The organism is Streptomyces sp. NBC_01210 (genome assembly GCF_036010325.1).
Classification (GTDB): Bacteria; Actinomycetota; Actinomycetes; order Streptomycetales; family Streptomycetaceae; genus Streptomyces.
Genome location: NZ_CP108549.1, coordinates 5290686 through 5309421 on the forward strand (window position 1 = coordinate 5290686; position 18736 = coordinate 5309421).

Here is an 18736-nt window from a genome sequence, read left to right on the forward strand (position 1 = left end):
GCTCACGCAAAAGGTTCTGGAGCCGACGGACCAGGGCGGTCCATTCCGCTCCGTAAACATATTGCCCGACACCGAACGACTTGATCCATTTCCTGTCCAATGCCTCCTGTGTTACGTTCCCGCCCACCGGATCGACATCGACCAGCTTCAGGTCAACAACCTCAAAGAGTTCCATTGTCTACCTCTCTGGCATTCTGATGCATGTTTTTTCGAAAGGCCTGCCGGTCAGGATAACCCACCAGCGATCTTTCCGCATATAACTGGGCTAATTGACTGATTGCATTCGATACCGGCATCCTGATTCGCACGCTTCTTTAAACGTTCGCTGCGACGGGGTGAATGCTGTGGACATTGCAAGCGAGGCCATCTCCGCTCGTGCCGTGGAGTCATCGGCACGGCCGATGCTCCGCGGGCGTTCGGCGATTGATTTTGTTCAGAATGCGTGGCCGCAACTCACGCCGACCGAGTTTGTCTCGGCCGAGTGGATCCTTTCCGTATGGGAATTTCTCCCGGAGCTGGGTTCCCCTGCGGTTGTCGTATCTGGGAGCCATGCGGGATGGGGTGCGATCGCACTGACCGAGTCGCGGGGCGATGCAGGCCGCAGTCTTGTGGTCGCCGGCGCGCCGCTCGTCGACGAACACGAAGTGGTCACCTCCGGTCCCGTCGACGTCGACGCCGTTTCGCGTGATCTCGTGCACATCCTCCGACAGGAGGCGAAAACCGGCACAGCGGTGCAGCTGGACTGTGCCGTCCCGGACAGCCACCTGGCCCGCGCTCTGGCAGCGCACAGGGCACATTGGTCCCTTGAACCGGAACCGGCTCCCGTCATCGATCTCTCCGCGCTGTCCGTCAACGCACTCCGGCACTCGAAGCGGCTGAATCGCCTGGCTCGTACCGGTCCGGTCACTTTCGACGTGATCGAAGGGCACCGGCTGACCGCTGCCGTGGGAACTTCTTTTGTCGAACGGCGGCTGATTTCCTGGGAAACACGCGGGCGCATCCACGAGCTGCCGGACGTCGAGCGCTCTCCTGCCTTTCCGGTATTTCTCGGGGAGATGGTGCACCGGATGGCGGTCGACAGGAATGCGCGCCTGCATGTCGTCAGGGCCGGCGGCCGGACCGTGGCAGAAGACCTCATGCTCGGGCCGGTCAGTGATCCGCTCCTCTACATGCGGAGCTACGATCCGGCGTTCTCCGCGTGCAGCCCCGGGCGCATTCTTCTCGAGCACACCCTGCTCGGCATGTCCGGATCGGCACTCCGGCGCCTGCGCACCGGCAGGGGTGACGAGGCCTACAAGCTGGCCGCAGGAGCGGACCGGTCCTGTGTCATCACTGCCGTAGTGGGGCCGCACGGTTCAGGGCAGACGAAATGATCCGGCCGTTCGGCCTGTTCGATCAGCACTTGATGAAGGAGTACGACGGTGTCGCACGCTCACGCTCGTTCCGGACCTCCGGCAGCTCATCATGAACTCTCGCGTGAGGTGGGGACGGCTCGAGAAGCCCTCGCCGCCTTCCGGCGCACCCGGCTCCGCGATGGCTGCTGAAGGGCGGGAGCGCATGGCCGGGAACACTGCAAACCCCTTCACTGTTGTCACACGGCTGGTGGTGCTGTCGCCGCACCTCGACGACACCGCCCTCTCCTGCGGCGCTGCCACGGCCGCTGCTGCGTCGGCGGGCACGGACGTGGTTTCGGTCACCGTCTTCGACGGCGAGCCGCAGGGCCAGCTGTCGGCCGCTGCCCGCGAGTTCCATCACGCCTGCGGCCTCGGCGACGACGCCATGTCCCACCGTCGCGCGGAGGACGACGCGGCGTTGGCCCGGCTCGGTGTCGTCCCGGTGCGGCTGGGACTGGCCGAAGCGCTGTACCGGCGCGATGCGGCCGGCGACCCTCGCTATCCGGGAGGCCAGGACATATTCGGTCCGGGTTTCGGCCCCGGGTGCGGGACGGCCGCAGATGACCCGGGCGGTGACGCGGCTGCCCCCGACCCGTACGGCCTCGAGCCGGATGTCGTCGCTGAGGTCGCGCGGCGGCTCACCAGCCTGCCGGCCGTGCGGGAGGCGGAGCTGCTGCTGGCGCCGCTCGCCGTCGGCGGCCACGTCGACCACCGCATCACAGCGGCTGCCGCCCGGCAGCTGGATCGCCCGCTGCTGTGGTACGAGGACATCCCCTACGCGTTGTTCGACCGCTGTCGCGGCTGGCAGAAGACCCTGCGGCCCGCCGGACCGTTCGTGCACCGGGCGAGCACCGCGGACTGGGCGGCGAAGCTCGACGCGATCGACTGCTACGTCTCCCAGCACCCGGTGCTGTGGGAGGAGCCCGACCGGCGCAGGCAGGTGCTCACCGCGTACGGCACCTCGGTCGGAGCGGACGCCGCGCCGGCCGAGCGGTACTGGAGAGACCGGGGCTGACCGCTGCGCTCTCCGTGTAGGCCCTCTCCCGACCCCGCCTGCCCAGCCAGCGCCTGTCCGCGACTCACCGGCCGGCCCGATCCCTTCAGGAGCGACTGAGCGAATGAGACGGAGCGCTATCTCTTCGACCTCAACGGCTACATCGTGCTGCGTGGCGTGCTGGACGTCGAGCAACTGAAACAGCTGTACAGCGCGGTGGACGCGGCGGAGGTCCCGGATCTGTTAGCCACGGACTGGAAGCCGTCGAGCACGGCGCAGCGCGTTCTTGGGATTACCGCGAGAATCGGCCGACGGAGCGACGGAAGGTGCTCATGCCCACGAGCAGGGGCTTTTCAGGCTCGTGCGCCGATCGGCGACCGGCAGCCCGCTTCATTCCCGCCGGTCCGGCGGCTCGTCGGCCGCCCACGAGGACCGTGGCCGGGTGACCGTTCACGAGGATCTCATGGGTCGCATCGATGACGAAGGAAACGTCTTCCATGCTTTCACGGAAAAGGGGAGCGCTTCTCCGCGCACAGAGTAGTACGAACCTTCCGGTCTTGGGGTTGAGGGCCCGGTCGAAGGATCCGGAGACGGCGCGCGTGAACTCCGGGTACGGCATGGCCACGTCCTCGTGTTCCCCCCATGGGGGGTCGGTGACGATGACATCGACTGTTCCGTCCGCGATCGACGGAAGGGTGAGGGCGTCATCGGCAAGAAAGCGTACGCGCCGGTCGCCCGTCAGTTCGCTCGGGAATTCCTTCCGATGCGAGCTCAACTCCGTATCGGAGTAGAGGATCTCACGGGCAGGCATATCCAGCCGGGCAAGGACGAACGACCCACTGCCCGCGAAGGGGTCGAGGTAGACGTCCTGAGGCGTGGGGTCCGATGCCAGCACGAACATCGACGACAGTTCGTAGGAGACCGCCCCACGGGCCTTCTTCGGGCGCGCCGCTTTGGGGAGCCTCGCGCAGAACAGCAGTTCGCGCAGGTCAAGGCGGCCGATGACCCAGTACTCCTCACAAAGGCCCCGCGGCTCCACGCGGCTACCCGTGCCGGCGGCCACGGTCCGCTCGATATCCCTTTTCGCTCCCTGCTCGATCGAAGACAGTTCGCCGTCGATGTGCGCCATCACGCGAAATCCACGAGAGCGGTCGGGGAGGGAAGGGAAGGGCTTTTCACCCAGCGTCCGAGAGAGCTGCCTTACGCTCTGATCGACACTGCTCCGCCGCGTTTTCGCGATGACCACGAATGCATTCTTGACAAAGGGAATCGACGACACTCGATCCGCTTTCGAGGTCGAGTCGAAGATCATCGCGCTGTCGTCTTGGTAGTGAATGCTGAAATTTTCGACGTAATGCGAGACGGCATCGGCGACGAGTTCACTGGTCCCGGCTGGATATTGAATGAAATAGCGCACTCATTGAGAGTACACCGGCGTTCATGCCTCGGTGTCGCCACCGCAGCCCGGCATCCAGGGTCTGCTCGGGGCCGGGGATGCGCGGCGCCGGCCGCCCCACGGGGCTCCGGTCGCCGCTCAATCAATGTCATCGACCTCACGGCCCGCACGATCCCGTACTCGGAGCTGCGGGCGAAGTGCTCGGTCGCCACCGGGATCGAGGATCCGTTCCTCACGGCGTACCGCGAGGGCGGCTTCTGTCGGTGCGGGTGAGCACGACGTACGCAGAGCGAGGGACCTACCCGCCGGGCCCTCGGGGCGGTGCCTGAACGAGGCGATCGCGAACGTGGAGAGGACCACGACCAGCAGCACGCCGCCGACCTCGAGCACGCAGTCGGCGGCGAAGAGGCCCAGCAGTACAGAGCGGGCGCGGGCGCCGATGCGCAGATACGACGTCACCCACGCGACGGCGATCAGTGTCAGGCCGAAGAGACCCCGAAGGTGAAGGTCTTGCGCCAGGAGACCGGGCCGGTCCACGGGCCGCCGTCGACGAAGAAGACGCCCAGGTGGAAGAGGCCTGCCCCGATCAGGGCGGCGCCGGTGACGTAGCAGAGGCGCTCGACCGCGCGCGGCCGACGGCGCTTTTCGAGCAGGTGCTGGCGCCGGTGCTGGTCGAGCTGCTGCCTGAGCTGGTCCCCGAGCTGCTGCCTGAGCTGGTCCCGGAACCGGCGCCTGAGCCGGTGCCTGAGGTCTGCGCTGGTCATGGGGGAAGCATCCGCCCGGACGGGGTGCGACCGCATCGTCCGGGCGGAGACACCACCGGTACGTCCGCAGGAGTACCAGGTGGTACCAGGTCTGTGGAGTACCGGGGAATCAGCGGATCCGGCCACGGCGGCGACACTCCCCCGAGTGTGGCTGTCCACGCCGAGCACCGGCGGGCCGGATCCGATGCATCGATCCAAACAGTCCTCTCCAACGGATCGCTAACATATGGCCAACAGTCATACCGGTGGCTTGAAAGTGGAGGATGCTGATGCGGTTCGGCCTGCTGGGTCCGCCGGCAGTGCACGATGCCGCGGGCGAGCCGCACCCCCTCGGCAGCGCCAAACTCCGCGCCCTGCTCGCCGCGCTGCTGCTGCGGCCCAACCGGGTGGTCCCGGTGGACGAGTTGAAGGCGGCCCTGTGGGGCGACGAGCCGCCCGCCTCCGCCCATGCCTCCCTGCACAACCATGTGACGCGGCTGCGCCGGCTGCTCGCCGAGGCAGACCGGCTGCGGGCCGTACCGCCCGGCTATCTGCTGCGGGTCGAGCCGGGCGAGCTGGACACGGACGTCTTCGAGGCACGCGTGCGCACCGCCCGTGCCGCGTACGCCGAGGGCGACTGGACCGCCGTGGCCGAGGCGGCCCTCGCGGGGCTCGCGCTGTGGCGCGGCAGCCCGCTGGCCGGTCTGTACGACCCTGACGAGGGCACCCCGGCACTTGTCCAGCGGCTGCGGGAGTCGCGGCTGCTGATGCTGGAGTGGCGGTACGACGCCGAGATGCAGCTGGGCCGCTATGACGGGCTCGTACCCGAACTGGCCGCACTGGTCGCGGAGTTCCCGCTGCGGGAGGCCTTCCACCGGCAGCTGATACTGGTCCTGCACCGTACGGGACGCCAGGCGGAGGCGCTCGCCGCCTACGGGTCGCTGCGCCGCAGGCTCGTGGAGGAGCTGGGCGTCGAACCGGGCCCGGCCGTCCAGGAGGCGCACCAGGAGGTGCTCCGTACACCCGCGGCGGCGGCCGAGCCACGGCCGCCGCGGCCCGCCCAGCTGCCGCCCGCGCCCGGCCACTTCACCGGTCGCGACACGCTCGTCGCCGAGCTGAGCGCCGTCCTCACGCGTCGCGCCGGCAGCCCCGCCGTCGTCTCCGGTATGGCCGGAGTCGGCAAGTCCGCCCTCGCCGTGCATGTCGCCCACGCGCTGCGCGACGAATTCCCCGACGGGCAGCTGTACTTCAACCTGCACGGCGCCATCCCCGGCGTGGCCCCGCTCGACCCCGGCCACGCACTCGCCGCGCTGCTGCGCGACCTCGGCGTCGACCCGCGGCAGATCCCCGACGACATGGACGCGGCATCGGCCCTGCTGCGCTCCACCCTCGCGCCGACCCGGACCCTGCTCGTGCTCGACGACGCGGCGTCCGCCGCGCAGGTGCGGCCGCTGCTGCCGGCCGGGAGCGGCTGCGCGGTCGTCGTCACCAGCCGCTCCCCGCTGACCGCGCTCGACGGCGCTGCACGGTTCCCGCTCGCGCCGCTGTCGGCCGAGGACAGCGGGACGCTGCTGCGGGCCGTCTCAGGACGCGGCCTCGACGAGGGTCTGGAGCGGCTCGTCGAGCGGTGCGGGCGGCTGCCGCTCGCACTGCGCGTCGTCGCCGCCCGCCTCGCCGCCCGCCGCGCGCTCACCGCCGATGTACTCGCCGGGCTGCTGGACGCCGAGGCGGGCCGGCTCGACCATCTCGAGTACGACGACCTGAGCGTGCGCGGTTCGCTCGCTGTCGCGCACGACGGCCTCGACCCGGACGCGGCGCTCGCGCTGCGCCGTCTCGGCGCGGTTGACCTGCCCGAGTACGGTGCGCCCGCCGTCGCCCGGCTGATGGAGACCGATGAACGGCGCGCGGCGGCCGCCCTGGACCGGCTCGTCGATGTGTCGCTCCTCGAGGAGGTCTCGTACGGCAGGTTCGTCCCGCACGACCTGGTACGGGACTTCGCCCGCGAACTGGCAGAACGGGACGGCGACCGGCCGCAGACCACCGAGCGCGTGCTGCGCTGGTACGCCGAGTCCGCCCGCCAGACCGGTGTCGCGCTGCTCCCGTCCGGCCAGGAGGCCGAGCTGCGGCTGCCGCCGCCGATCGGCGACGCCGCACCGTTCGACACCGCCGAACAGGCCCTGGCCTGGGGAGACCTCGAACTGGCCAACCTGGTGGCGCTGACCGAGCGGTACGCGGCCGTGTCCCCGACAGCGCTGCTGCTCGTGCGGTCCTGCTTCATCTATCTCCAGCGCCGCGGCAGGCTTCAGGAACTGGCCGTTCTCGGCGAACTGGCCCTGGCAGCCGCCCGCGCGGCAGGCGACGCCGAGGCCGAGGCGCATGCTCTCACCGACCTCGCGGGCAGGAACTTCCTCAGCGGCAGGCCCGAGCGTGCCCTCTCCCTGAACGAGCAGGCCGTCGCGATCTGGCGCACCCTCGGCGAGGACCGCCGCATCCAGCGCGGCCTCGGTAACCGCGGCATGCTGCTGGAGGGCCTTGGCCGGTACGAGGAGGCGGCCGGTGCGCTGGAGTCCGCGATCGAGTACGCCCGCAGGCTCGGCGACGATCACGGTGAAGCGGTCGTCCTCAGCCATCTGGGCAATCTGTACGAGCACACCGACGCCCGCGCAGCGATCGGCTACCACGAGCGCAGCCTGGCCGCCGGCGTACGGCTGGACAGCGAGATCCTGCGGCAGACCGCCCACTGCAATATCGGCTTCGCCCATCTCACCCTCGGCGAACCGGCCGAAGCCGCACGGCACTTCGACGAGTCGCTGGCCATCCTCGGCGACGACGGCGACTGGCACGGCCAGTCCCAGTCCCGCATCGGCCGGGTCCGTGCCCTGCGCGAACTGGGCCGCGCCGAGGACGCCCACCGGGAGTGCGGGCTGCTGCTGGAACGGGCCGAGTCACGGGCGGACACGCATATGCAGGCGCTCGTCCACCATCAGCGTGGACTGCTGCTGCACGCGGAGGGCCGCGAGTGCGAGGCGCGAGAGCGGTGGCGCCGGGCCTTCACCGCGCTTCAGGCGCTGGACGGGGAGCATGCGCGGCTCCTGGAGGAGTTGCGGGAGCTGCTGGGCGACCGGTCCGTGCCCGCGTGAAACATTCCACGGAGGTCATCGCGTCAAGGGGGTGAAGGTCGGTCACGAGAACGGAGAGACATGAGACGGTCCCGCACGGACGACTTCAGGGAGTTCGCGGCCGGGCGCGCCAGTCACCTCTTCCGTTCAGCGTGCCTCCTGACCAGTGGTGACACTCATCTCGCCGAGGACCTTGTGCAGGAGACGCTGGGCCGGATGTACGCGCGGTGGGGGCGTATGTCGCGGATAGACAATCCGGCCGGTTACGCCCAGACCGTTCTTGTCCGCACCTTCCTCACCCATCAGCGGCGGCTCTCCGCCACGGAACGCCCCATCGGCGAAGTCCCCGACAGCGCTCTGCAATCCGGTGACGACCCGGCGCTGCGCATCGCGCTGCTCGGTGCGCTCGGGCGGCTCGCGCCCAAGGACCGGGCGGTGGTGGTGCTGCGGTACTGGGAGGATCGCAGCGTCGAGGAGACCGCCGCTGCCATGAAAGTCAGCTCTGCCGCCGTACGCACCAGAACGACGCGCGCGCTCGCGAAGCTCCGGGAGCAACTGGGTGGAAGTCTTGCCGAGTTCGCCGCCCACTAAGGCTCTCTGTTCCCTTATCGACCCAGAAGTGGTGGTTCATCATGCCCTTTGAAGACGAACTGGGCGATGCGCTGCGCCGTACCGGAGAGGCCTACCGGTCGGCGGGCGGCAGCGCTCTGGTGGACGGCGGCTTGGCCCGCGGCCGCCGCAGGCTCGCCCGCCGCCGTGTCTCCGCGGTGGCCGGAAGCGCGCTGACCGTGGCTGCCGTGGCCTCGACTGCGCTGTACCTGGGGGGATCGTTCGGCGGTGACACGGCGGACCGGGCCACCGACCCGGTGCCGCCGGCGGGCTCGGGGCACTTTCAGGTCACGGCCGACGAGATGAAGAACATCCTGCAGAACGGTATGGAAAGGGCGGGGATCGGCATCGTCCGTCCGAAGCTGCAGGGCAGCGGAAGCTCCGAAGCGGCCCAGGCCGCGACGTCGTCCATCGTCTTCGAGGACGGCTGGGGCGGTGCGACCGTGACGCTGTCGGTCCGCCGTGTCGAACCGGGGGACCCGAAGCTCAAGAAGCTGATCACGTGCCCGCCCCAGGAGGGATCACCGTATGAGGAGTGCACGGTGCAGCCCGGCAACAGGGCCGTGAAGGGGTACACCGATGCGGGCAAGGCGGGCGGCGTCAAGAAGTGGGCGGTCACGACGGTCTCGTCCAGCGGGTACCTCATCGAGCTCGCCACCAACAATCTGAAGGGGGAGCAGGGGGAGTCGCCGGCCGGCCGCAATCCGCGGATGAACCCCGGCAAGTTGCGCCATCTCGCGCTGTTCGTGGAAGGCTCGTTCACCACGGCCGGTGAGCCGAACCCGTTCGGTGATGTGAAGCCGGGTTCCTCGGATGAACATGGCGACCTGCTGCCCATCCTCAAGTTCCTGCTGCCCAAGCGCCTCGAGGTTGTCTCCGAGGGAGTCGGCGGTGCCGACGGGCACGTCGTCGTGGTCGACAGGAACACCGGGGACCGCACCTACATCGAGGCGGTGCGGACGGCCGGCGGGGAGGCCGTCTGGACGGAGACCCGCCCGGACGGTCTGAAGTTGGCCGCCGTGGAGAAGGCGGGCGCGCATCCGGGCGTCCTGCACCGGCAGGTCGACACCTTCCGGCCGAACGGTCTGACCATGCAGGTCTCCGCCTACAACGCCCCGACCCCCAACTCGCTCAAGAGCGGCAAAAAGCCCCTGATCACGATGGCGGAACTGAAGGCCATCGCCACGGACCCGGTGTGGCTCGTGGCCCGCTAGCGGCAAGGTGCCTCAAGCCGCAGGGCACCTCTCAACCGTAAGGTGCCTCAAGCCACAAGCTCCCTCAAGCCACAAGGTGCCTCACTTCGCATCCGCGTAGCACTGAACCACCGCCGTCGTGAACGGAAACCGCACCGGCGTCTCCCCGAAGGCGATCCGCCCGGCCAGCTCCCCGGCCGCCCGGATCGCCTTCGCGACGTCCTCCGCCTCCTCCGCCGGGCAGTGCACGATCACCTCGTCGTGCTGGAAGAACACCAGCTCGGCCCGTATCTCCGCAGTGGACTGCCGCAGCGCCGCCAGCATCAGCAGCGCCCAGTCCGCCGCGCTGCCCTGCACCACGAAGTTACGGGTGAAGCGGCCCCGCGCCCGTGCGTTCGACGAGGCGTATCCAGGCGTGAACTCGCTTTCTGTGGATGGGAGTTCCTCGCTCGCCTGCGGGATCCCCGCCTCGTCGTCGTCGCCCGAGCCCGCCGCCCGCGGGCTGGTCCGGCCCAGCCAGGTCCGTACGAGCCGGCCCTCCTCGCCGGCCCGCGCCGCCTCGTCGACGTATGCCACGGCCTTCGGGAATCTGCGCCGCAGCATGGCCAGGTTCTTCAGGCCGTCGCCCGACGTCTGGCCGTAGATCGCGCCGAGCAGCGCGACCTTGGCGTGGTCGCGGTCACCGGAGAACGCCCGGTGGGACAGGGCCGCGTACAGATCGCCCTCGTGTCCCGCCACATCCATCAGGCCCGGGTCGCGGGAGATCGCGGCCAGCACGCGCGGCTCCATCTGGTCGGCGTCCGCGACCACCAGCCGCCAGCCCTCGTCGGCGACCACTGCCCGCCGGATGACCTTCGGGATCTGAAGTGCCCCGCCGCCATTGGTCGTCCAGCGGCCCGAGACCGTGCCGCCGGGCAGATACTCGGGCCGGAACCGCCCGTCACGGACCCAGTCCTGGAGCCAGCCCCAGCCGTGCGCCGTCCAGATCCGGTACAGCTTCTTGTACTCGATCAGCGGCTTCACGGCCGGATGGTCGAGCTCCTCCAGCTCCCAGCGCCGTGTGGACTTCAGCTTGATCCCGGCCTGCGCGAACGCCTTCACCACATCCGCCGGCAGATCCGGTCGCACCCGACGGCCGAACGCGGCCGACACCTCGTCCGCGAGCTCCGCCAGCCGGCGCGGCTCGCCGCCGCCCGCGTACCGCTCGCCCAGCAGCTCGTGCAGCAGGGCCCGGTGCACGTCCGCCCGCCACGGCAGCCCCGAGCGGTTCATCTCGGCGGCCACCAGCATCCCGGCCGACTCGGCCGCGGTGAGCAGCCGCATCCGCCCCGGATGCTCGGCGGCATCGTGTCTTCGCTGCTGATCGGCGTAGACCTCGAGGAGAGCCTCCAGCGGAACGGACACGGGCTGCGGCTCGAAAAGCGAGGACTGTGAGCCCGGTTCGGCCGCGCGCTGCGGCGGATCGGGCGGTACGGGAGCGTTGCGCAGCCGCGCCCAGGCTGCCGCCGCCGAACGGGGCTCCCCGAGCCGGCCCTCGTGGCCGAGCAGGAGCAGCTCCGCGTCCTCGATGTCGTAACACCGCTCGACCCGGACCCCGGCCGCCAGCAGCCGCGGATAGATCTCGGCGGTGGAGCGCCAGACCCACCTGCCGACCTCCGGCCGGGAGCGGACGGCCTCGACCAGGTCGGGCTCCTCCTGGACGTGCCCGGCGGGCAGACCGTCGGGGCCGAGGGCGACGAGCCGCGCCCCGTCACCCTCCGCCGCCGCCAGAGCCCATCGTTCGCTCATGGATGCGAGTGTGGCAGCCGGGTCTGACAACGCAGCGGACCCGGCAACTCAGCGGACCCGACAACGCAGAGTGCGGAGTGTCAGGCCACCGCGTGGAAGACCGCCGACGCCTCGCCGCGCGACGCCACCCCCAGCTTGGTCAGGATGTTCGCGACGTGGAACTTCACCGTCGACTCACTGATGTGCAGCTCCTGCGCGATCAGGCGATTGCGGTGCCCGCGGGCCAGATGCGTCAGTACCTCCAGCTCCCGTGCCCCCAGCGAGGCGAGCGGATCGGCGCGCGGGGTCTCCGGCGCTCCGAGCGGGATCGTCGCCGTGACCGTGGTGCCCCAGCCCGGCACCGCGTCCACGTCCAGCCGCCCGCCCAGCGCTTCGAGCCGCTCGCCGACCCGGTGCGGGCCGAGCGTGCAGGTGGAGAGCTCGCCGGGGCCGTCGTCCCGTACCGTCGCGCGCAGCTCGTTCTCGGTGAGATGCCAGCCGACATGGATCCGGTTCACATCGTCCTGCTCGAGGACGGTCAGCAGCACCGCCCGTACGACCGCGCGCGCCGCGTGCGCGACATCGGCGGCCAGCGGCCGGCTGCTGTCGGGCGCGCCCAGCTCCAGTCGGACGGGGCTGTAGCGCAGCATCGGCCGCAGCGAGTCCGCGAGCCGGGCGAAGGCCTGCCCCGCGGGTTCCTCGGCGACCGCCTGGTCCCGTTCCGTCTCGGCGCGCAGTTCGACCAGCGCGGTGACGGCCAGCTCGACGGCTGTTGTGCGGGCGGCCGCGTCGTCCATACCCCGGCTGCGCAACACGCCGAGCAGCCCCGACAGCGCCGTCGCATGTGTCTCGGTCAGCTCGGCGATCACCCTGGCCCGCTCCCCGGCGGAGGCCCGCGACTGGGCGAGCGTGCCCGGCGTGGCCTCGGTGGCGAGCCGGTCGCGATGGCTGGTCACCAGGTCCCACATGGCCTGTACGACGGCGGTGCCGGACGCGGCGAGGACGCTGTCCTCACTCCGTACGAGGACCAGCAGCGCCCCTCGCGGCGTCGCGTCGCTGGCCACCGCGAGCACCGGATGCTCGGCCCCGCCGATGCCGGCCGTGCCCTGCCAGGGCTGCCCGGCGGGCACCGAGGCGACCAGCGGATGCAGTTCGGCGGCGGTGATCCGGCCGGCCGGCGAACCGCTGTCGCCGTACGTCTTGAACGGCGAGTGCGCGCAGTTCGTCGACAGCTCGGCGGCGGCCGGATGCGGGACGATCGTGCCCAGGATCGCGGACAGCCGCGGCAGGATCTGGCCCAGCGGCTGCCGGATCACCTCGTAGGCGGCGGCCAGGGCGGGCGCGGCGGGCACGGATCCGGTGAGTTCCATGACGGCCAGCGTACGGCCGCGAGCGGCGCGGGCGGCTGTCCCTTCGGCCAGGTCGAACCGTCCGAAGGACTGGCCGGTCCTGGCCCGCCGGAGACCGAGGGTTGATCCCGGCGGAAGGAGCCAGACATGGAAGCGATCGTCTTCGAAGAGTTCGGCGGACCCGAGGTGCTGAGCCCGGCGCAGGCCGAGGAGCCGCACGCCGGTCCCGGCCAGGTGCGGGTGAAGGTCATGGCCGCGGGGGTCAACCCGCTCGACTACAAGATCCGTTACGGCTGGATGGAGCAGCAGTTCCCGACGGCCCTTCCCGCGATCCCGGGCGTGGAGTTCGCCGGGATCGTCGACGAGGTCGGCGAGGGTGTGACAGCCGCCGCGGTCGGCGACGAGGTGCTGGGCTGGTCCACCACCGGTGCGTATGCGCAGTACGCCCTGGCCGAGTCCTTCGTCCCCAAGCCGGCCGGACTGGACTGGGCGGAGGCCGCGGCCCTGCCGGTCGCGACCGAGACCGCCCAGCGGGTGCTCGATCTGCTCGGCGTGCGCAGCGGCGAGACGTTGCTGCTGCACGGGGCCGCGGGGGTGGTCGGCGTGGTGGCCGTCCAGCTCGCCGTGGCGGCCGGTGTGACGGTCATCGGCACGGCTTCTCCGGCCAACCACGACTCTCTGCGGGAGCTGGGCGCGACTCCGGTCGCGTACGGCGACGGTCTCGTCGAGCGCGTCCGCGCGGCCGCTCCCCAGGGTGTGGACGCCGTCTTCGACGCGGCGGGTAAGGACGCGCTGCCGGCCTCGGTCGAGCTGCGTGGCGGCACCACGGACCGGATCATCACGATCGCGGACCCGGACGCGGCCGCGCACGGAGTCCGCTTCTCGGCGGGCGGCACGGAGCCGCCGGAGATCGCTCTGGCGGAGCACGTCCGGCTGGCGGCCGACGGCAGGATCCGGATCCCGGTCGCGGAGGTCTTCCCGCTGGCGGAGGCGGCCAAGGCCCACGCGCTGAGCGAGACGGGCCATGTGCGCGGAAAGCTGGTGATCACTCCGTTCGAGGGGTGACCGTGGGGGTGAGCGTACGGACGACGCGGGCCGGGTTGCCCACTGCGAGCACCCCGGCCGGCAGGTCCTTGGTGACCACGGAGCCGGCGCCGACCACGGTGTTCTCGCCGATGGTCACGCCGGGGCAGACGATCACCCCGCCGCCCAGCCAGACGTTGTCGCCGATGCTGATGGGGGAGGCCCTCTCCCAGCCTGCCCGGCGTCGTTCGGTGTCCAACTCGTGTGCGGGGGTCAGGAGTTGGACGTTCGGTCCGATCTGAACGTCCGCGCCGACCGTGATCGGAGCGGCGTCCAGGAAGACCGCGTTGAAGTTGATGAACGTACGGTCGCCGATGGAGATGTAGCGGCCGTAGTCGCACTGGAACGGCGGCCGGATGCGTACGTCCTCGCCCACCGAGCCGAGCAGCTCGGCGAGGATCTCCGCGCGCCGGCCGGGGGCCGCGCCGCCGTTCGCGTTGTACGCGGCGCAGAGCGCGGAGCGCCGCTCGGTGTCCGCGCCCAGCTCGGGGTCGTCCGGGAGGTACCACTCGCCGGCCAGCATGCGGTCCTTGTTCTCGCCCATCCCACGTCCCTCCACGGCGGTCGGCCTCTCTAGGATCGATCATGCGTGTTCGAACTGACCCAGGGGTGGGGAATCGTTGTGCGAGGTCTGATGCGCGGCACAGCTGTGGGACTGGTCCCGGCGGTGCTGGCGATGGTGGTGCTGACCGGCTGTTCGTCGGAGCCCGAGCCGGACAGGCCGGCGGGCGGGGCGAAGACCGCCGCGAAGGGCGGGACGGAGAGTGCTGGGAAGGGCGGGACGAAGAGGGCCGAGAAGGGTGGGACGAAGAGTGCCGCGAAGGGCGGCGCGGTCGGAGCCGCGGGTTCGCCGTGCGCACTGCCCGTCTCGTTCGACCTCGCGGCGGACTGGAAGCCGAAGGCCGTCAAGGACGACCCGGAGTTCGGGCTGCCGAAGCAGGGCCTCGTCACTCTCGTCTGCGAGATCGACGCGAAGCCGGCCGGGAACATCGGCTTTCTCCGTGTCTGGACCGGCGGCGGCAGCGGCGACGATGCGCGCAAGGCGCTCGAAGCGTTTGTCGCGGCGGAGGCCAAGAGCCGTGACAAGGTCGCGTACAGCGCGACGAAGGCGGGCCAGTACGCCGCCGCCGAGGTGACCTACCTCAACACCAACGAGTTCCTGGACGCGCCGAAGAAGGAGCGGGCGCTCGCCTTCACGACCCCGCGGGGTGTGGTCGTCCTGCACCTCGGCGGACTGGACTCGGCGGAGCACGAGCAGATGCTCCCGGCCTACGAGCTGGCGAAGAAGAGCGTGCGCAGCGCCTGACGGGCCGCGCTCTTCCCGGGCGGGCCGGTATCCGTACGGGCCCGCCCGAAGTGCCCGATCGTCGCGTCACTGCGAGGCTTGGTCCATGCGAGTGGCACTGGCACAGACCGACTGCGCACTGGGTGAGGTGGACCAGAATCTCCTGACGGCTCGCGAGCAGATCGAGCAGGCCGCCGCCCAGGGCGCGGACCTCGTCGTCTTCCCGGAGCTGAGCCTGCACGGCTACCACCTGGGTGCGCTCAAGCGGGACACCTCGGTGGAGGCGCGCGATCCGCGGCTGCTTGAGTTGGGGACGCTCGGCCCGGATGTGGTGGCCGGGTTGCACGAGCACACCCGGCTGCGGGCGTACAACACCTCCGCGTACTACAGCGGCGGTGAACTGCTGCACGCGCACCGGAAGTTGTACCTCCCCAACTATCTGGCGTGGGAGGAGCGCAAGCACGTCAGTCCGGGCCAGTCGGTGCGCGCGTACGACCTGCCGCGCGGCCAGGGCCGGGCCGCGACCCTCGTCTGCAACGACGCCTGGCAGCCGGTGCTGCCGTGGCTGGCCGTGCAGGACGGCGCCGAGGTCATCGTCGTGCCCACGAACAGCGCGGCCAGCCTCGATCCGGAGGCGATGGACACGGGCCTGTACTGGGACACGCTGCTGTCCTACACGGCACGGATGCTCCAGTGCTGGGTCGTCTTCGTGAACCGGGTGGGGAGCGAGAACGGTGCGTCGTTCTGGGGCGGGTCCCGCGTCGTGGACCCGCGCGGAGCCGTGGTGGCCCAGGCTCCCAAGTGGGAGCCCGGCCTGGTCACCGTCGACATCGACGTCCACGAGGCGCGCCGCCAGCGGCGGGCCGTGCCGCTGGTGGCGGAGGCGCGCCTCGGTCTGATCGACCGCGAGGTGCGGCGGCTGATCGACGAGGGCGGGGACAGCTAGGCCGCACATACCGCTCCGCCGATGCCGCGATGGATGCAGGTCGGGGTCGGGTGACTGTCGAGGTGGGGTGACTCGGGCCTCGGGGTGGGGCCGGCCGTACCACCTGGGATCATCGGTATGTGAGTACGGTCGAGAAGGCGCTGGCAGGTGCGCTGTACGTGGCGGACGACTCGGCGCTGGACACCGCGGCCTCACTGCTCGCGGCAGACCGGGCGGCCGATGCGGAACTGCGGCTGCGCGGCGAGGAGTTTGTCCGCCGGGCGTGGGAGCGGGGCTGGCAGCCGGCCGATGCCGTACGGATCGTCCGGCGCGACCTGGACGAACATCATGTACGGCTCGTCTGCGGCCTGATCGCCGAGGAGACGAAGCGGTACGGGGAGCGGCTGCCGCCCCGCTGGTCCGCGCAGCTCGCCGAGCTTGAGGTGGGGCAGTGGCGCGCCGACCGCTTCTCGTACGCGACGGCGGTGCTGGAGCTGTACCGGTTGCTGGTCCGGCTGCCCTCGATCGAGCCCGTCGGCCCGGTGCCGGGCGCTTCCGCCCTGCACGTGGTCCCGTCGGCCGGGGAACCGCGCATGCTCACCCGGATCCGCGCGCTGCTCGCCAAGGACCAGCCGCCGTGCCGCATGGCGCGGTTCATCGTCATCCTGGCGCCTTTCGCGTTGTGCATTGGGGTGCCGGTGAACCGGACGACTCCGTACGAGAGTTGAGGGTCCCGGTACGCCTCCGCGCTCACCGCCTGTGCATGTGAGGCTGTCCCAACAGCCTCCGCAGCCACACCAAGAGGAGGCAAAGTTGTAGTTGAGGGTGAAACTGGCGGCTGTTCGACTCGGTCCGTGAGGAACTCTGTGCAGCGGCAGCGGATGCCGCCACCCGGGGCTGAGCAACCGGCGCAATCTTCCTCTCCCCGTGCTGAGCAGGACGGGCCCGGGACGCTGCACCCCGGGCCCGTAGTCATGCCGAGGTCAGCAGGTGCGCCCGACGTAATACGCACCTTGGATCTTGTCGGCCGATCCCAGCCAGGTGTCGCCGGGGGCCACGCAGCGCTCGTAGTTGGGCCCGAACACCTCGACCTCGATGACTACGTGTGAGCCGTCGCTCGTGCAGTGGTTGTAGTGGGCGTCGCTGCTGGTCTCGTAGAACCCGCAGGGGTTCATCGCGGCCACTGGGCCGGGAGCGGCGGATGCCGCAGTGGGCAGACCGAGGACAAGAGCTGCAGCGCCGACAGCGGCCAACAGGGAACGGCGAACACGCATGGGAAGTCTCCTTCTTGAGATCGCGATGCCCGAGTACTGATCACTCGTGCACCTGGAGACCATTGCGCCAGTCGATCCGGGTAGTCACGCGATCTCGCTCGCACGAGTGAGGGAGTGCACTGGATCGAGTGCCGACCGTTTGGTCGCCGCCGGCAGAAGTTCGACCTCCGCGGTGGTCCCGGGCCGGCCGACCCTGCTCCGTCGTGGCCGCGCGCCGGAGAGTGGCCGCACGACGACGGGCCTCGGATCCGTGAAGGTCCGAGGCCCGTAACCGACGTCGTACGTCGGGGAGTCGGGATGCCCGTCGGCAGCCCTGCGTCAGGGAGTCGGGATGCCTGTCGGCAGCCCCGTCGGCAGCTTGCCCGCCGCCGACCTGGTCAGCGTGTCCTTCGCACCCGCGTCCCATGAGATGACCAGCGTCTTGCCGTCGTTGGACTCGATCGTCCCCATCGTGCGGTCGGTGTTCCCGTCCGCGCACTTCAGCGACAGCATCTGCTTGCCCATGTCCGACACCTCGCCGGTGCAGGCGTGCCCGTCGGCCAGCAGCACCGCCTTCGTGCCGGTGACGGCCAGGGACACGGCCTTGCTCTCGGTCACGCCTGCCCAGGCGCCCTCGATGTTCCCGCTCGCGGCGTCGCCTCCCCCGCCGCCGGTCTGCGTCGGCGCGGTGGAGGGCTTGTCCTTGGCCGAGTCGTCGCTGCTGCCACCACAGCCGGTCAGCGCGAGAGCGGCGACAAGTCCCGCCGCGGCGACTGACCTACGTACGAGCTTGTGCACTTATCGGTCCCCCATGTCGGTTTGCAAGACCGCGCCAAGCTACCAGGAGGACTTGCGCACCCCTGGAAGGAATCCGGCGTGCGCCTGCTCACGGAGCCGCACCCGGGAAAGGCCGAACTTCCGCAGATGCCCGCGGGGTCGACCATCCACACTGTCCCGGTTCCGCACCCGCGTGGCGCTCGCGTCGCGCGGCTGACGCCGCAACTCCGCCTGCGCGGACAGCCGTTCGGACTCACTTGTGCCCGGACGGCGGATGATCTCCTTCTACTCCGCCCGACGCGCCGCGTATCGCTCCACGATCACCTTGCGCCGCTCATTACGGACAATCTTGCTCTTCTTCGCCATCAGACCTTCACCCCGCGGGCACGGATCCGGGCCACGGCCGCCTCGATGCCGATGGTGTCGACGGTCTTGATCGCACGGGCGCTCAGTGTCAGCCGGACATGGCGGCCCTCGCTCGGCAGCCAGTAGCGCTTGGGCTGGATGTTGGGGTCGAAGCGGCGGGACGTGCGCCGGTGCGAGTGGGAGATGTTGTTGCCGAAGCCCGGCTGGGCGCCGGTCAGCTGGCAGTGCGCGGACACAGGTCATTCGCCTCTCGTTGACAGGGCCCCCATTTGGTAATGGAAACCATTTCCATATACTAGCCCTCATGGCCCGCAACGAACTCCGCCCGATCATCAAGCTCCGCTCCACGGCAGGCACCGGCTTCACCTATGTGACCCGTAAGAACCGCCGTAACGACCCCGACCGCATGACGCTGCGCAAGTACGACCCGGTCGTCGGCCGGCATGTCGATTTCCGCGAAGAGCGCTGACCCGCCGAGGAGGC

General features: G+C 70.2%; 16 protein-coding genes and 3 pseudogenes. 10 read left to right on the forward strand and 9 right to left on the reverse strand.

Going from position 1 to position 18736, the window contains the following annotated elements; genetic code table 11:
• Positions 1-344 precede the first annotated feature (344 nt).
• Both OG735_RS24035 and OG735_RS24040 read left to right on the forward strand, forming a co-directional pair.
• Positions 345-1373, forward strand: a complete 1029-nt coding sequence (locus tag OG735_RS24035; protein WP_327325230.1) for a GNAT family N-acetyltransferase — start codon at positions 345-347, stop codon at positions 1371-1373.
• 184 nt (positions 1374-1557) lie between these two features.
• Positions 1558-2409, forward strand: coding sequence for a PIG-L deacetylase family protein (locus tag OG735_RS24040; RefSeq protein WP_327325231.1), 852 nt, complete (start codon positions 1558-1560; stop codon positions 2407-2409).
• A 271-nt stretch (positions 2410-2680) separates the two neighbouring features.
• Here OG735_RS24040 and OG735_RS24045 read toward each other — a convergent pair whose 3' ends face one another.
• Together OG735_RS24045 and OG735_RS24055 are read right to left on the reverse strand one after the other, a co-directional pair.
• Positions 2681-3805, reverse strand: a complete 1125-nt coding sequence (locus OG735_RS24045) for a hypothetical protein (RefSeq protein WP_327325232.1) — start codon at positions 3803-3805, stop codon at positions 2681-2683.
• 258 nt (positions 3806-4063) lie between these two features.
• Positions 4064-4422 (reverse strand): annotated as a pseudogene (locus OG735_RS24055) (hypothetical protein); the annotation flags it as partial.
• Between the two features lie 395 nt (positions 4423-4817).
• Here OG735_RS24055 and OG735_RS24060 point away from each other — a divergent pair.
• From OG735_RS24060 to OG735_RS24070, 3 genes are read left to right on the forward strand one after another with little or no spacing between them, the layout of a single operon-like run.
• Positions 4818-7667 carry an AfsR/SARP family transcriptional regulator gene (locus tag OG735_RS24060; RefSeq protein WP_327325233.1) on the forward strand — a complete coding sequence of 950 codons (2850 nt, stop codon included), beginning with the start codon at positions 4818-4820 and terminating at the stop codon, positions 7665-7667.
• 60 nt (positions 7668-7727) lie between these two features.
• Positions 7728-8237: a SigE family RNA polymerase sigma factor gene (locus OG735_RS24065; protein ID WP_327325234.1), complete on the forward strand. Its 510-nt coding sequence runs from the start codon at positions 7728-7730 to the stop codon at positions 8235-8237.
• Between the two features lie 41 nt (positions 8238-8278).
• The gene (locus OG735_RS24070; protein WP_327325235.1) at positions 8279-9469 is read left to right on the forward strand and encodes a hypothetical protein; all 1191 of its coding nucleotides are present in this window, start codon (positions 8279-8281) and stop codon (positions 9467-9469) included.
• 81 nt (positions 9470-9550) lie between these two features.
• Here OG735_RS24070 and OG735_RS24075 read toward each other — a convergent pair whose 3' ends face one another.
• Positions 9551-11236 carry a bifunctional 3'-5' exonuclease/DNA polymerase gene (locus OG735_RS24075; RefSeq protein ID WP_327325236.1) on the reverse strand — a complete coding sequence of 562 codons (1686 nt, stop codon included), beginning with the start codon at positions 11234-11236 and terminating at the stop codon, positions 9551-9553.
• Positions 11237-11316: 80 nt separating this feature from the next.
• Positions 11317-12585 carry a helix-turn-helix transcriptional regulator gene (locus tag OG735_RS24080; protein ID WP_327325237.1) on the reverse strand — a complete coding sequence of 423 codons (1269 nt, stop codon included), beginning with the start codon at positions 12583-12585 and terminating at the stop codon, positions 11317-11319.
• Positions 12586-12711: 126 nt separating this feature from the next.
• On the opposite strand from OG735_RS24080, the gene OG735_RS24085 reads away from it, so the two are divergent.
• The gene (locus OG735_RS24085; protein WP_327325238.1) at positions 12712-13629 is read left to right on the forward strand and encodes an NADP-dependent oxidoreductase; all 918 of its coding nucleotides are present in this window, start codon (positions 12712-12714) and stop codon (positions 13627-13629) included.
• Here OG735_RS24085 and OG735_RS24090 read toward each other — a convergent pair.
• Positions 13610-14191 carry a sugar O-acetyltransferase gene (locus OG735_RS24090; RefSeq protein WP_327325239.1) on the reverse strand — a complete coding sequence of 194 codons (582 nt, stop codon included), beginning with the start codon at positions 14189-14191 and terminating at the stop codon, positions 13610-13612. The two genes, OG735_RS24085 and OG735_RS24090, sit on opposite strands and share 20 nt — an antisense overlap.
• Before the next feature lie 45 nt (positions 14192-14236).
• Between OG735_RS24090 and OG735_RS24095 the strand changes: the two genes are divergently transcribed.
• The 3 genes and pseudogenes from OG735_RS24095 to OG735_RS24105 all read left to right on the forward strand — a co-directional run.
• Positions 14237-14953: a lipoprotein gene (locus tag OG735_RS24095; protein ID WP_327325240.1), complete on the forward strand. Its 717-nt coding sequence runs from the start codon at positions 14237-14239 to the stop codon at positions 14951-14953.
• A gap of 85 nt (positions 14954-15038) precedes the next feature.
• A complete protein-coding gene (locus tag OG735_RS24100; protein ID WP_327325241.1) occupies positions 15039-15878 on the forward strand; it encodes a nitrilase-related carbon-nitrogen hydrolase in 840 nt (279 codons plus the stop codon).
• 119 nt (positions 15879-15997) lie between these two features.
• Positions 15998-16483, forward strand: a pseudogene (locus tag OG735_RS24105) (DUF2786 domain-containing protein); the annotation flags it as partial.
• Positions 16484-16840: 357 nt separating this feature from the next.
• On the opposite strand, the gene OG735_RS24110 reads toward OG735_RS24105, so the two are convergent.
• The 4 genes and pseudogenes from OG735_RS24110 to rpmB form a co-directional block, all read right to left on the reverse strand.
• Positions 16841-17131 (reverse strand): DUF6355 family natural product biosynthesis protein, encoded by a 291-nt coding sequence (locus tag OG735_RS24110; RefSeq protein ID WP_327325242.1) that lies wholly within the window; start codon positions 17129-17131, stop codon positions 16841-16843.
• 318 nt (positions 17132-17449) lie between these two features.
• Positions 17450-17908 carry a hypothetical protein gene (locus OG735_RS24115; protein WP_327325243.1) on the reverse strand — a complete coding sequence of 153 codons (459 nt, stop codon included), beginning with the start codon at positions 17906-17908 and terminating at the stop codon, positions 17450-17452.
• 39 nt (positions 17909-17947) lie between these two features.
• Positions 17948-18253, reverse strand: a pseudogene (gene rpsN, locus OG735_RS24120) (30S ribosomal protein S14).
• Positions 18253-18489: a 50S ribosomal protein L28 gene (gene rpmB, locus OG735_RS24125; protein WP_327325244.1), complete on the reverse strand. Its 237-nt coding sequence runs from the start codon at positions 18487-18489 to the stop codon at positions 18253-18255. The pseudogene rpsN and the gene rpmB overlap by 1 nt, the downstream one beginning before the upstream one ends.
• A gap of 68 nt (positions 18490-18557) precedes the next feature.
• Between rpmB and rpmG the strand changes: the two genes are divergently transcribed.
• Positions 18558-18722 (forward strand): 50S ribosomal protein L33, encoded by a 165-nt coding sequence (rpmG, locus tag OG735_RS24130; protein ID WP_327325245.1) that lies wholly within the window; start codon positions 18558-18560, stop codon positions 18720-18722.
• The last annotated feature ends 14 nt before the right edge of the window (positions 18723-18736 follow it).